The organism is Flagellimonas sp. B-3 (assembly GCF_056857835.1).
In genome coordinates, this window is sequence record NZ_JBSXNW010000016.1 from 47,711 (window position 1) to 60,988 (window position 13,278).

The following is a 13,278-nucleotide window of genomic DNA, read 5'->3' on the forward strand; positions in this document are numbered from 1 at the left end:
AGAAAAGAATTTTATTAATAAAAAGTGTGTATGAATTGACGAATGCCCGTTTTCAATTGACGGATGAAGAATTACAAGTGGTTTTATAGGATTTTGGACCAAACTCCCTTCCAACGATAGCTCCTGATAAATTTTCCCTCTTGTTTGGAAACATACCGAGGTTGTCTTTGGAAGAATGCTTTGAGGTAACCAAGAACGGCTTGGAAATACAAACCAGGGCTTTTGGCCTGCCACGCCATTTTTAAAGCGGCTATTTTGGTGAGAACAATCCCGTAACGCATTTTGTACATGGCCACGCCTTTGGTTTGATAATTCTTGGAACTGTAACCATGTCCGGTAGGGCGTAGGTGCTTTACCTTTAGTTCGGGTAGGGTCAAGGTGTCAAAGTCGTGGTATTTTGCCAAAAGGGTATCCACGGTGTCCCAGCCTACACCCGGGCGTAATCCGCCAATTTTGTTGAAACAGGCTTTGTGATATAATTTTATAGGGCCTCGAATATGGTTTTTGTCCGCAATGTTTTCATACATCCAATCATCCGCTTTTTTGATGTATAAAAGCCCTGAGCACATACCCAGTTTCCAATTAGCCTGAAAGTGATTGACTATAAGCTCAAAGTAATTGTTTGGCAGGATGATATCGGCATCAAACTTTCCGATGAGGTCGTATTCCAAGGTATGTTCCAAACCAAAATTAAAGGTGTCAATCACTTTTTTCCCGGGAACATGCTTATCGGTTGAGTTGCGTTGCAAAACTTTGATCCAGTTGTGTTTTTGCGCATAGCTTTGGGCAATTTTAAAAGTATCGTCCGAAGAATTGTCGTCCACCACAATAATTTCATTGGGCAAATAGGTTTGAGCCACAAAAGAATCCAGGCAATCCTTTAAAAAAGTAGCCTCATTGTGCGCGGGAATAACGATACTGATTCGCATTTGCTAAAATTCCAAAAAACAAATCACAAATCCCAAATTAGTTTTTATGTTATTGGGTTATTCTGTTATTAGGTTTGATACTTGAGTTTGAGCTTACACTTGGGTTTGATGCCCGATGCTCGATGTCAGAAGTCGGAAATCCGTTTCTGGTTTCAAGTTTCTGGTAGCTGGATGATTCAGTTATTGTGGTATTGATTCTTGGCTCTTTGCCCTTGATTCTCTTCTCTCTTTTGACACGAATTACGCCAATTGCTCGAATCTCTTGTTAAATGTCGTTTTGATTTGTCATGTTGAGCCCTTAGGTTACGCTCAGGATAAACTATAGTCGAAACGTCAGAAGTCAGTTGGCAGTGGCGGTGTGCAGTACTCAATAACCCAATAACTTGGAATTCCTAACTCATGCCTCATAACTCTAAACTTGAGTCTTGGCTCTTGTTTCTCTTCTCTTTGTTTTTGCACTTGAGCTTGAACTTGCACTGCACTTGGGTTTGATGCCCGATGTCAGAAGTCGGGAGTAACTAAATAACTCAGTAACCCAATAACTTAGTTAGATGCACTTGAGTTTGAATTTGGTTCTTGCACTTAAACTTGTCGGAAGTCAGATGTCCGAAGCAGGATGCACGAAGTTTTGTGTCTTGATTCTTTGCTCTTGAACTTGACACTTGAGCTTGAACTTTATTTACCTTTTGCCCCTTTACCCTTCATCTTTCTATCGCACACGTTCAGCATAAACAATATAATACCGGTTTGTAAAATACCGGAGTATGGGCCGCACCCCAATTTTTTTGGTCGGGTTCGTCCATTTGGCGGAGTCTTTTATGGTCCAACCCGCTTTTTCCAAAAGCCAATCAAATTGCCAATCTTCAAATTCGTGATAATGACGGTCCCAAGGATCGGTCTTGCTTCGGTATGCCGGTGAAAACCATAATCGCATGGGAATGCTCGCTACCAACTTTTCGGCTTTTATCGCTTTCAGGACATTAAAAGGAGCCACCAAATGCTCAAATATTTCAAAAGCGGTCACCACATCAGTATCCGATTGCGCAACGTTTTGAAAATCTACATCCAAATCTTCACCCGAGGTGTTTTCTACATTATATCCATTGGATTTCATTATTTCAGCGAAGGGATTCTCTACCCCAAGATCCAAAATGGATTCAGAAGTATCGATGTGCTTTTGCAGAAACGCCAAGGTGTGCTTGTAGCGTTTGTTGGGAAAGTTGTTTTCGTACATGCGCTAAAATTCCAAAAAACAAACCACATATCCCAAATTAGTTTTTATGTTATTGGGTTATTTTCAGTTATTAGGTTTGATACTTGAGTTTGATACCCGATGCTCGATGTCAGAAGTAAGAAATCCGTTTCTGGTTTCAAGTTTCTGGTTGCTGGATGATTCAGTTATTGTGGTATTGATTCTTGGCTCTTTGCCCTTGATTCTCTTCTCTCTTTTGACACGAATTACGCCAATTGCTCGAATCTCTTGTTAAATGTCGTTTTGATTTGTCATGTTGAGCCCTTCGGCTCAGGATAAACTAAAATCGAAACGTCAGAAGTCAGTTGGCGGTGTGCAGTACTCAATAACCCAATAACTTGGAATTCCTAACTCATGACTCATAACTCTGAACTTGAGTCTTGGCTCTTGCTTCTCTTCTCTCTTTTGACACGAATTACACCAATTGCTCGAATCTCTTGTTAAATGTCGTTTTAATTTGTCATGTTGAGCCCTTCGGCTCAGGATAAACTATAGTCGAAACGGCGGAAGTCAGTTGGCAGTGGAGGTGTGCAGTACTCAATAACCCAATAACTTGGAATTCCTAACTCATGACTCATAACTCTGAACTTGAGTCTTGGCTCTTGTTTCTCTTCTCTTTGTTTTTGCACTTGAACTTGATACTTGAGTTTGAACTTGTTTTTCCAAACATTTCAACATCTGTAAACAATGGCATTGATGTTCATTCCAGCACCGACACTGGCAAAAATCACAACATCTCCCTTTTTTACTTCATGTTCGGGTAGTTTGCCTTTAAGTACCATGTCGTATAGGGTAGGGACGGTGGCCACGGAACTATTGCCCAAATCCTGAATGCTCATGGGCATCACATTTTCGGGAACCGTTTTCCCATAGATTTTATAAAATCTTTTGATGATGGCCTGATCCATTTTTTCATTGGCTTGATGAATGAAGACTTTTTTAACATCATCTATGTTCACTCCACTTTCATCCAAACATGAAGCCATGGCCTTGGGTACGTTGATGCAAGCAAACTCATATATTTTACGTCCTTGCATTTTTATGTACCGGGTATCCTTGCATGCTTCGGAGCTGTTGGATTTATCAAAGTATAGATAATAGGCCTCTTCGTTAGCATAGGTTGCCGAGGCATGGGACAATATTTCACCGTTTGACGAATTGGCCTCTAAAATGGCGGCTCCAGCGCCATCGGAAAAAATCATACTATCACGGTCGTGTTGATCCACTACTCTGGAAAGGGTTTCCCCGCCAATGACCAAACATTTTTTGGCCATACCACTTTTGATGAATGCATTTGCTTGAATCATACCCTCAATCCATCCCGGGCAACCAAAAATAAGGTCGTATGCCACACATTTTGGATTTTTGATACGCAACAAATGCTTCACGCGGGTTGCCAGACTGGGTAAAGTGTCCCCTTGGATTTTTCCAGGAGTGAGGTCTCCAAAATTGTGGGCAAATATGATGTAATCCAGTTCCTCTTTATTAATCCCAGCATTGCCAATGGCTTCTTCTGCCGCCAAAAAACCGATATCCGAAGTTTTTAGATCGGGCTTGGCATACCTTCGGTTGGCGATGCCAGTTATGGCCTTAAATTTTTCAATGATAACGTTGTTCTGTTGTTCAAATGGCGATCCATCAGTCTCCATAAACTTATGATGCAAAAAATCTTCGTTTTTGGTTACTATGGATGGAATATAGCTTCCGGTACCTGTAATGCCAATTTTCATCTTATCTGGAGGTTTTAATCATAACAAGTTAAGATATATAGTCAACAATGCTATGCATGCATAATAAATAGTACAATGTTCAAAAGATACCTTATATATTGCAGGATATGAAAAAAGCCTTGGTCTTCTTTTGGAACCAAGGCTTTTTTCTAATGTTTATAATGGTTTTCAGGCTTCTATGTAATCTTCTACAGGTGCACAAGTGCACATCAAATTACGATCCCCAAATGCTTCATCAGTTCTTCTAATGCTGGGCCAAAACTTGTTTTCGGCCACATAAGGCAATGGAAAGGCGGCTTTTTCCCTACTGTACGGATGGCTCCAGGAATCACTTGTTAACATCCCCAAGGTATGCGGAGCATTTTTTAAAACATTGTCCGTCTCGTCGGCAGAAGCTTCATCAATCTCCGTTCTGATGGATAGCAAGGCATCACAAAAACGGTCCAATTCTGCACGACTTTCACTTTCGGTGGGCTCAATCATCATGGTGCCGGCAACGGGGAAAGAAACGGTCGGTGCGTGGAATCCGTAATCAATAAGACGTTTGGCAATATCGGTCACTTCAATTCCATTGGCTTTAAAAGGTCTGCAGTCAATGATCATTTCATGGGCCGCACGTCCTCGCTCGCCGGTATAGAGTACATCAAACTTATCTTTTAAGCGACCTTTAATATAATTGGCATTAAGGATTGCCGCTTCGGTGGCTTTGGTAAGTCCTCCAGTCCCTAACATTTTAATGTATCCGTAAGAAATCAAGCAAACCAACGAACTTCCCCATGGTGCAGCGGAAATAGCGGTTATTGCGTTTTCACCCCCCGTTTCAATGATGGGGTTTGTGGGCAAGAACGGTTTTAAATGCTCGGCAACACAAATGGGTCCTACTCCAGGGCCACCACCACCATGAGGGATGGCAAAGGTCTTGTGCAGGTTAAGATGACAAACATCCGCTCCGATCGTTGCAGGATTGGTCAATCCTACTTGGGCATTCATGTTGGCACCATCCATATACACTTGTCCGCCGTTATCGTGGATAAGTTTTGTGATTTGTTTTATGGATGACTCAAAAACACCGTGGGTGGAAGGGTAGGTGACCATCAATGCAGCAAGGTGCTCCGCATGTTTCTCTGCCTTTTCCTCCAAATCAATCATGTCGATATTACCTTTTTCATCGGTTTTGGTCACTACCACTTTCATGCCGGCCATTACTGCCGAAGCAGGGTTGGTTCCGTGTGCCGAAGCAGGAATTAGACAAATGTTCCGGTGTTCTTCTCCTCTGGATTCATGGTAGGCACGGATGACCATCAAACCAGCGTATTCTCCCTGGGCACCCGAGTTGGGCTGAAGGGAAGTGGCCGAAAACCCGGTAATTACATTTAATTGTTCTTCAAGCGATTTTAGCACCTCTTGGTAGCCTAGCGCTTGGTTTACGGGTACAAAAGGGTGTATGTTACCCCATTCTGGCCAGCTTAAAGGCAGCATTTCCGAAGCAGCGTTCAGTTTCATAGTGCAACTTCCCAAAGAGATCATGGAGTGGTTCAATGCCAAATCCTTCCGTTCCAATTTTTTGATATATCGCATCAACTCCGTTTCAGAATGGTAGGAGTTGAATACTTCGTGCTCCATAAACGGAGCTTGCCTTTGCAAATGGGCAGGAATGATCTCTTCCAATTCAATGTTTGCCGAGGTTTTTTCCTTTAGTTCTTGAGATTCCAAGAAACAAGATACCAATACATTTACATCCGTATCGGAAACAGCTTCGTTCAAAGAAATGGAAACCGTTGCATCATCAATATAATAAAGGTTGATGCTTTTGCTCTCTGCTATTTCCCTAAGTCGCTCTGTGTTTTTAACTTTTACTTGAATGGTATCAAAATAAGCGGTGTTCAATTGCTCAAACCCATAATTTTCCAAGGTACTGGCCAATTTTTTGGTTTGATGGTGAACTTTTCCGGCAATATATTTTAAGCCTTCCGGACCGTGATAAACCGCATACATTCCGGCCATAACTGCCAAAAGTACTTGTGCGGTACATATATTGGATGTTGCTTTGTCCCTTTTTATGTGTTGTTCCCTAGTTTGAAGTGCCATTCGTAGGGCTGGGTTGCCATCGGTATCTTTAGTGATTCCGATAATTCTTCCGGGAATATTTCTTTTATAAGCTTCTTTGGTGGCAAAAAAAGCGGCATGTGGGCCGCCATAACCTAATGGAATCCCAAAACGTTGGGTGGTTCCCACTACGGCATCCACGCCCCATTCACCAGGAGGGGTAAGCATTACCAAACTCAAAATATCGGCTGCAACTGCCACCTTTATTTCGTTTGCCTTGGCTTTTTTCACAAAGGAGGCATAATCGTTTACTTGACCATGTTTCCCCGGGTATTGCAGCAAGGCACCATAGTATTCATCTGAAAAATCAAAACCTTCATGATTTCCCACAACCAATTCTATGCCTAAGGGTATGGCTCGTGTTTCCAATAAGTTCAAGGTTTGTGGCAGTATTTCTTCAGAAACGAAAAACTTTACGGCACCATCCTTTTTTTGTTGTCGACTGCGAAGCTCGAACAACATGCTCATGGCTTCAGCGGCAGCGGTACTTTCATCTAAAAGTGATGCATTGGCGATTTCCATACCAGTAAGGTCGGCAACCATCGTCTGGAAATTCAAAAGTGCTTCTAACCTACCTTGGGCAATCTCGGCTTGGTAGGGTGTATAGGCCGTGTACCATCCTGGATTTTCCAAAATGTTTCTTTTGATGACCGATGGCGTTAGGGATTCATGGTATCCTAATCCGATGTAGGTTTTGAAAACCTTGTTCTTCTTGGCCAGTTCGTTTAGGTGGCTCAGGAACTCGTGCTCGCTGATACCCTTCGGAAGATCCAATGGTTTCTTTAATTTGATGTCATCGGGAATGGTCTCATAAATGAGCTGTTCCATACTTTCCACCCCAATGGTCTCGAGCATGTGGGGTAAGTCTCTCTCTGTGATGCCAATGTGTCTGGCGGCAAAAACCTCTGTGTTCATGTTCAATCCAATAAAGTGCACAAAATTAGGGATTAATTCGATGAAAATGGTCAATTTTGAAGGTCTCTGAACCAAAGTTGTTAACCACAAGTTAACCCTTGGTTAAAGCTATTGGATTTTACCCTATGCAAAGCCTGAAAACTATTTTCGATTTTTACTTGGATGCCAGTATTCATGTGGCCATTGCGGTTATTTCCATGGCGGGGGTCACCTTTCATTTGTTGGGCAGCTCTTCGGATATCAATTTATTGGGCTTTATCTTTTTTAGTGTAATCGTTTGTTACAATTTTATCAAGTATGGTGTTGAGGCATATAAGTATCTCATAGTATCGAATGCTTATCACAAAATCATTCAAATATTCAGCTTTGTTTCGTTTGCTTTCGCCATTTATTTTTTGCTACAATTGGATGAGGAAATATGGGTGGCGACCGTTGTTTTGGGCGTGTTGTCCGCTCTGTATGCAGTTCCTTTGTTGCCACGCGCCAAGAACTTAAGGAATTTGGCTGGTCTTAAAATTTATATTGTGGCTTTTGTTTGGGCCGGATTTACGGTTTTGTTGCCCGTGCTGGATGCAAAAATGACCTTGGATTGGGATTTTGCCGTAACATTTATCCAACGTATGTTGTTGGTGTTGGTGTTGATTCTTCCTTTTGAAATCAGGGATATGCAATGGGATGATAGGGGACTCCGAACTTTGCCACAGGTCTTGGGTGTGAAAAACACTACTAGATTGGGAGTGGGATTGATTTTGATTTTTTTCTTGATGACTTTTCTAAAGGATTCAATACATCAAAATGAAATCGTGTTGCGGCTCATTTTGTCCGCAGCACTTATTTTTGTGCTGATTTCAAAGAAGCGAATGCAATCCAAATATTTTGTGATGTTTTGGGTGGAGGCTATCCCGATTTTTTGGTTTTGTTTATTCTGGTGGACGGAGAATTATTTTTAGAGTTTCTCTTCCAATTCCCTCTTCATTTTCTTTTTGTCGTCTTCTGAGAGCATGGTCAGTCCGGCTCGGTCGCACAACGAGGTCAACTCACCATTCTTTTTGGAATAGCTGCGACAAACCTTGCAATAAAGAAGGTGAAAGCGAAGTTTTATAATGTCCCACAAACTCGCTTCCTTATATTGGGATTTGTCACATATGCACGATGCTTCTTTGCACGAAATCTTCATACCTAAAACCAAATTTCGTTTAAACAACCCATAAGCGATGTCCTTGCCCTATGGATTATTACCCACAAGTTGGACGGATTTATGTCAAGTTCATTACAAATATCTTCGGTACTCATGCCTTGTATGGTTTTCAATTTAAATACCAAAGCCTGTTTTTGGGGTAATTTTTTGATACAGTCCTGAATTGCCGAACCGAGTTCCTCATTTTCGATCAAGTGATCTCCGTCTTTACTGAAAGGGTCTGCTACTTGCTCCTCCAACCAATCTCCTTCTACTTCCGAATCTGAGTTATAATTTATGCGTACCTCTGCTTTTCCCTTTTTCGAATTTATTTTTCGGTAATGGTCGATTACTTTTCGCTTAAGAATGGATACCAACCAAGTACGCTCGGCAGCATCACCTTTGAAGTTTTTGGCCGAGTTGAGACCTGCAAAAAAGGTTTCCTGTACCAAATCCTTGGCAATTTCAGCATCGCTCACGCGCGAGACCGCATAGTTGAAAAGGTAGTCTGCGTACAGGTCGACCCAATTGTCCGGTTGAAGTTTGTGTTTGGCCATTTTCGTATCGAATTACCAAATGTAATGGTTTTTGGACACCTAATCCATGTTTGGCTGGAATTAGACGTATAAAAGTAATCAGTCTAACAGCCAAGTAAAGGTTTTACAAAAGTTTTTGATTTGTCGTTCCAAAAAGTACCTTGAAAAAACGGTCAAGTTTAGCTCTTCTGGCGCTTCGGATTACAGTTTGGCCACGATTTCCTTGATGTCGTTGGAGTTTAAAGGTTTGATCAAATAATCGGATATTTCCTCAATTCTGTCCGCCTTTTTGATATCCTTGGGATCCATCGAAGAGGACACCATATATACTTTGATACTTTTTTTCAATTTAGGAAGTAGTTCGATAAACTCTTCCATAAATTGGAACCCATCCAATACGGGCATGTTAATATCCAAAAAGATGATGTCCGGTAATTCATCAACGTCATTCTGGTGTACTACAATATATTCCAGTGCTTCTGCACCATCGGAAAAGGTACGGGTAGAACGCACTGCTGGAATGTTTTTAAGTGTTACTCCGATTGTAAATTGATAGATGTCATCATCATCGACCACAAAGACATTAACTGGTTTCATAATCATCAACAGTTATAAATTTATAAAAAAAGAAGTGCCTTTGCCTTCTTCGCTCTTGGCCCAAATTTTTCCGCCCATGGCATCAACCTGGGCCTTTGTTATAAATAACCCAACACCTTTTGCGTCATCGTTTCTATGAAAAACTTTGCTGAACCCAAAGAGTTTGTGCCCGTTCTTTTTAAGATTGATTCCCAAACCATTGTCCTTAAATTCCAGCTGTACCGTTCCATCGTTTATCCTTGATTTCACAAAAATTTCGGGAGCCCTGTCTTTCGCCTTGTATTTTAAGGAATTGCTGATCAGATTAATGAAAATACTTTCCAAATAGATTTTGTTGTACATCACGGTGGGAGCTTCGGAAAAATCAGAGGTAATGACCGCATTGGTCTTTAAAATCTCGGCCGCGAGCATCTCTTTTGTTCTTTCCAATGTTTTGTCGAAATGGCTTTTTTCTAAAGATTGTTGAGCACTTTTTTTAATGAGCAAGGATTCCACAAGGGTGTCCAAAGTCCATGTAAGATGTTTTGTAACTGACTCAATTTTACCGATGATCATCTCCTTGGTTTTGGAATTTTTTTCCGTTTTGTAAATATCCAATAAAGCATTGAGATTGCTTACCGGAGATCTCAGATTGTGTGATGTGATTTGGTTGAACTCTTCCAATTGGCGATTTTGGGCCTTCAGTCGCTTGGCCGATTCCTTTAAACTTTTGTTGGTCTCCATAATTCGATGCGCTGCCTGTTTTTGAACCGTAATATCCCTGACGGCAATCGATACCAGAAGGCCTTCGGAGGTTTCCAGTGGACTTAGGGTAACTTGGACGGGTATTTGGAAACCTGATTTGTTTTGTACAAAAAAATCAAGGTCCGCAGGAAGCCCGGTATGTTTTGGGGCTTTAAAAAATGTCTCAGCATAATATTCCATGGTGTCCCAAAGTCGTTTTGGGACAAGAATGGTCACATGTTCGTCAATAAGTTCCGATGATTTATAGCCAAACATTTTCTCTGCCTGCTTATTGATCAATTGGATGATACCTTTTCGATCAACAATGACCATGGTGTCCGGTGCGGAATCCAATAAACCTCTAAACTTGATTTCGGACATTCGGTGTTCGGTAATATCCTGTGTGGTTCCGATCATTTTTACCACATCGCCATGTTGATTCATGATGAGTTCCCCGATCAACTCAACTGTATGGACACTGCCGTCTTTGTGAATTATGCGATGCATAAATTTTCGAAACCGTTTCTCGTCGATAAACTCTTGGGCATTCTCACGAAAAGTTTTTCGGTCATCGGGATGTATTGCTTCGACAACGCGTTCAAAATGGATGGGAGTGCCCACTTCCAGACCAAATATGCGATATAGGTTGTCCGACCAAATAATATTGTCGGCCAAAATATCCCATTCCCAATAGCCAATTTGGGATAATTGTTCTGCAAGATTGAGTTGTTGGATTTTTTTGGTAAGCTCAACTTTTGTCTGTTTCCTTTCGGTAATGTCTTGGAGGAAACCGAATAATTTTACACAAACCCCATTTTCCATTTTTGGATTCCCCACATTACGAACACACTTAATGTTGCCTTTGGCTGTAACAACCTCCATGTCCAAATCATAAGGTTTACCCTTTGAGATGGCATTTTGCATGGCATCACGGGCCATATCCCTGTAGTATCCTTCATTAAAAAAGGAAGCAAGGTTATCCATAGATGGCGCAAAATCATCAGGAACTTCGGTGATTTCGCGGGTAACATCGCTCCAATAAATTTCGTTGGAGGCTACGTTAAGTTCATAGATGCCTATTTTGGCAAGTTTGATGGTTTCCGTAAACAAACTATCTGATCCAAGATCCTTAATGTCCCAATTTTTCATATACTTCGGGGTTGGTTGTAACAAAGTAAGCCTTGATTATTTATGGGAGCTCTCAAGCTTTATGGGGTCAGGTAATGAAAGATAGTAAATTTCCATCACTTTTCTTGTTGCGGTTCCAAATTGGTATAAAAAATCCTTGTTATTTAGTAACCAGTCCTGCCCGCTTCAACAAGGCGTCAATATTAGGTTCTGCTCCCCTAAAACGCTTATATAGTTCCATCGGGTTTTCCGTGCCGCCTTTAGATAGGACATGCTCTTTGAATTTGTCGGCAACCATTCTACTGAAAATCCCATTTTCCTTAAAAAAGGCAAAGGCATCTGCATCCAATACCTCGGCCCATTTATAACTATAGTAGCCAGAAGAATATCCACCTTGGAAAATGTGGGCGAAAGATGTACTCATACAGGTTTCTGGTGTTTCTGGGAATAAGTCGGTGCTTTCAAAGGCTTGCGTTTCATAAGCTTTTACATCTTTAATGCTTGATGGGTCCTTACTATGCCAAGCCATATCCAACAGTCCAAAGCTCAACTGACGAACCGTTGCCATACCCTCTTGAAACGTGGCGGACTCCTTTATTTTTTCTATCAACTCCATCGGAATCAATTCGCCTGTTTCGTAATGATGCGCAAAAAGTTCCAAGGCTTCTTTTTCGTAGCACCAATTTTCCATTACTTGGCTAGGTAGTTCCACAAAGTCCCAGTACACGGAAGTTCCGGATAGGCTAGGGTAGGTGGTATTGGCCAACATGCCGTGCAAGGCATGCCCAAATTCATGAAAAAGTGTGGTCACTTCGTTGAAGGTGAGCAAGGATGGTTTGGAACTTGTAGGTTTGGTGAAATTACAGACATTGGAAATATGCGGCCTACTATTTTTTCCGCCCAAGGTATATTGTGGTTTGTAAGAGGTCATCCAAGCACCGCCACGTTTTCCGGGTCTGGGGTGGAAGTCGGCATAAAACAAGGAAATGAAATTGTCGTTTTCGTAAACCTCAAAAGTTTTTACCTCTTCGTGGTATTTGTCCACATTGTCCACTTCTTTAAACGTAAGCCCGAAAAGTATTTCCGCAACTTGGAACACCCCGTTGATTACATTTTCCAGCTTAAAGTAGGGTTTCAGCTTTTCATCATCCAAATTGAACAGTTTTTGCTTCAATTTTTCGGAATAATAAGCACTGTCCCATTTTTCCAGACGGTCAATGTTGTCCAGCTCCTTGGCGAAAGCTTCCAGTTCGGCAAATTCCCTTTCGGCGGCTGGTTTGGATTTCTCCAAAAGTTCGTTCAAAAAATCCATCACTTTTTCTGGGGTCTCGGCCATACGTTCTTCTAGCACAAAATGTGCATGAGTTTTATAGCCTAATAAATTTGCCCTTTCGTGGCGAAGATTTGCAATGCGCTTTACGTTTTCTTGGTTGTCCAGTTCATCGTTATGGAAACCTTTGCTGCCAAAGGCCATGGACAGTTCCTTGCGCAACTCCCTGTTCTTGGCGTATTTCATAAACGGGATGTAGCTGGGGTAGTCCAAGGTAATCAACCAGCCCTGCTTACCTTTGGATTCAGCTAGTTGGACTGCTGCTTCTTTGGTGCCTTCGGGAAGCCCCTCCACATCTTTTTCATCCGTCAGCAACATTTCATATTTATTGGTCTCGGCCAACACATTCTCGCCAAATGTGAGTTTTAATTTGGAGAGTTCTGTATCTATTTCGCGAAGGCGTTTTTTGTTCTCTTCCTTAAGATTGGCACCATTTCTACTAAAATTCTTATATTTTTTTTCAAGAAGGGTCTGCTGTTCTTTTGTCAAATCCAACGAATCTCGTTGTTCATAAACAGTTTTGATACGCTCAAAAAGCCCTTGGTTCAAAGTGATGTCATTGCTGAACTCCGACAATAGAGGGGACACTTCTTGGGCTATTTTCTGGATTTCTTCGTTGGTTTCCGCAGAATTCAAATTGAAAAAGATACTGGAAATACGGTCCAATTGCTGACCCGAAAAATCCAAGGCTTCCAAGGTATTTTCAAAAGTGGGCGGCTCTGGATTATTCACAATAGTGTCGATTTCCTTTTTGGTATCCTCGATGGCCTGAAGAAAAGCGGGTTTAAAATGTTCGTTTTTTATTTTTGAAAAAGGAGCCTTGTCAAAAGCTTCCAATAATGGATTGTTCATATG

General features: G+C 41.5%; 10 protein-coding genes. 1 reads left to right on the forward strand and 9 read right to left on the reverse strand.

Annotated elements, in window-relative coordinates:
• Positions 1–83 precede the first annotated feature (83 nt).
• The 4 genes from AC13CS_RS03480 to gcvP form a co-directional block, all read right to left on the reverse strand.
• A complete protein-coding gene (locus tag AC13CS_RS03480; RefSeq protein ID WP_482888407.1) occupies positions 84–929 on the reverse strand; it encodes a glycosyltransferase family 2 protein in 846 nt (281 codons plus the stop codon).
• A gap of 709 nt (positions 930–1,638) precedes the next feature.
• Positions 1,639–2,163, reverse strand: coding sequence for a class I SAM-dependent methyltransferase (locus AC13CS_RS03485; protein ID WP_293168840.1), 525 nt, complete (start codon positions 2,161–2,163; stop codon positions 1,639–1,641).
• A gap of 689 nt (positions 2,164–2,852) precedes the next feature.
• Complete coding sequence (locus tag AC13CS_RS03490) at positions 2,853–3,911, reverse strand: 3-oxoacyl-ACP synthase III family protein (RefSeq protein WP_482888409.1); 1,059 nt, start codon at positions 3,909–3,911, stop codon at positions 2,853–2,855.
• Positions 3,912–4,079: 168 nt separating this feature from the next.
• Entirely contained in the window at positions 4,080–6,932 is a 2,853-nt protein-coding gene (gene gcvP / locus AC13CS_RS03495; RefSeq protein WP_482888547.1) for an aminomethyl-transferring glycine dehydrogenase, read from the reverse strand.
• Positions 6,933–7,057: 125 nt separating this feature from the next.
• On the opposite strand from gcvP, the gene AC13CS_RS03500 reads away from it, so the two are divergent.
• Positions 7,058–7,882: a UbiA prenyltransferase family protein gene (locus AC13CS_RS03500; RefSeq protein ID WP_163626179.1), complete on the forward strand. Its 825-nt coding sequence runs from the start codon at positions 7,058–7,060 to the stop codon at positions 7,880–7,882.
• On the opposite strand, the gene AC13CS_RS03505 is transcribed toward AC13CS_RS03500, so the two are convergent.
• From AC13CS_RS03505 to AC13CS_RS03525, 5 genes are all read right to left on the reverse strand, one after another.
• Positions 7,879–8,109, reverse strand: a complete 231-nt coding sequence (locus tag AC13CS_RS03505; RefSeq protein WP_163626178.1) for a hypothetical protein — start codon at positions 8,107–8,109, stop codon at positions 7,879–7,881. The two genes, AC13CS_RS03500 and AC13CS_RS03505, sit on opposite strands and share 4 nt — an antisense overlap.
• A gap of 2 nt (positions 8,110–8,111) precedes the next feature.
• On the reverse strand, positions 8,112–8,666 hold the full coding sequence (locus AC13CS_RS03510; RefSeq protein WP_482888410.1) for a sigma-70 family RNA polymerase sigma factor: 555 nt from the start codon (positions 8,664–8,666) through the stop codon (positions 8,112–8,114).
• 180 nt (positions 8,667–8,846) lie between these two features.
• The gene (locus tag AC13CS_RS03515; RefSeq protein WP_482888411.1) at positions 8,847–9,242 is read right to left on the reverse strand and encodes a response regulator; all 396 of its coding nucleotides are present in this window, start codon (positions 9,240–9,242) and stop codon (positions 8,847–8,849) included.
• Positions 9,243–9,254: 12 nt separating this feature from the next.
• Positions 9,255–11,114 carry a sensor histidine kinase gene (locus AC13CS_RS03520; RefSeq protein WP_482888412.1) on the reverse strand — a complete coding sequence of 620 codons (1,860 nt, stop codon included), beginning with the start codon at positions 11,112–11,114 and terminating at the stop codon, positions 9,255–9,257.
• Between the two features lie 139 nt (positions 11,115–11,253).
• A complete protein-coding gene (locus tag AC13CS_RS03525; protein ID WP_482888413.1) occupies positions 11,254–13,275 on the reverse strand; it encodes a M3 family metallopeptidase in 2,022 nt (673 codons plus the stop codon).
• Between the last annotated feature and the right edge of the window lie 3 nt (positions 13,276–13,278).

Bases quoted from the DNA above. Each gene is read 5' to 3' on its own strand.
- AC13CS_RS03525 (WP_482888413.1), bottom strand. From the start codon at position 13,275: ATGAACAATCCATTATTGGAAGCTTTTGACAAGGCTCCTTTTTCAAAA.
- AC13CS_RS03490 (WP_482888409.1), bottom strand. From the start codon at position 3,911: ATGAAAATTGGCATTACAGGTACCGGAAGCTATATTCCATCCATAGTA.
- AC13CS_RS03510 (WP_482888410.1), bottom strand. From the start codon at position 8,666: ATGGCCAAACACAAACTTCAACCGGACAATTGGGTCGACCTGTACGCA.
- gcvP (WP_482888547.1), bottom strand. From the start codon at position 6,932: ATGAACACAGAGGTTTTTGCCGCCAGACACATTGGCATCACAGAGAGA.
- AC13CS_RS03500 (WP_163626179.1), top strand. From the start codon at position 7,058: ATGCAAAGCCTGAAAACTATTTTCGATTTTTACTTGGATGCCAGTATT.
- AC13CS_RS03505 (WP_163626178.1), bottom strand. From the start codon at position 8,109: ATGAAGATTTCGTGCAAAGAAGCATCGTGCATATGTGACAAATCCCAA.
- AC13CS_RS03480 (WP_482888407.1), bottom strand. From the start codon at position 929: ATGCGAATCAGTATCGTTATTCCCGCGCACAATGAGGCTACTTTTTTA.
- AC13CS_RS03520 (WP_482888412.1), bottom strand. From the start codon at position 11,114: ATGAAAAATTGGGACATTAAGGATCTTGGATCAGATAGTTTGTTTACG.
- AC13CS_RS03485 (WP_293168840.1), bottom strand. From the start codon at position 2,163: ATGTACGAAAACAACTTTCCCAACAAACGCTACAAGCACACCTTGGCG.
- AC13CS_RS03515 (WP_482888411.1), bottom strand. From the start codon at position 9,242: ATGAAACCAGTTAATGTCTTTGTGGTCGATGATGATGACATCTATCAA.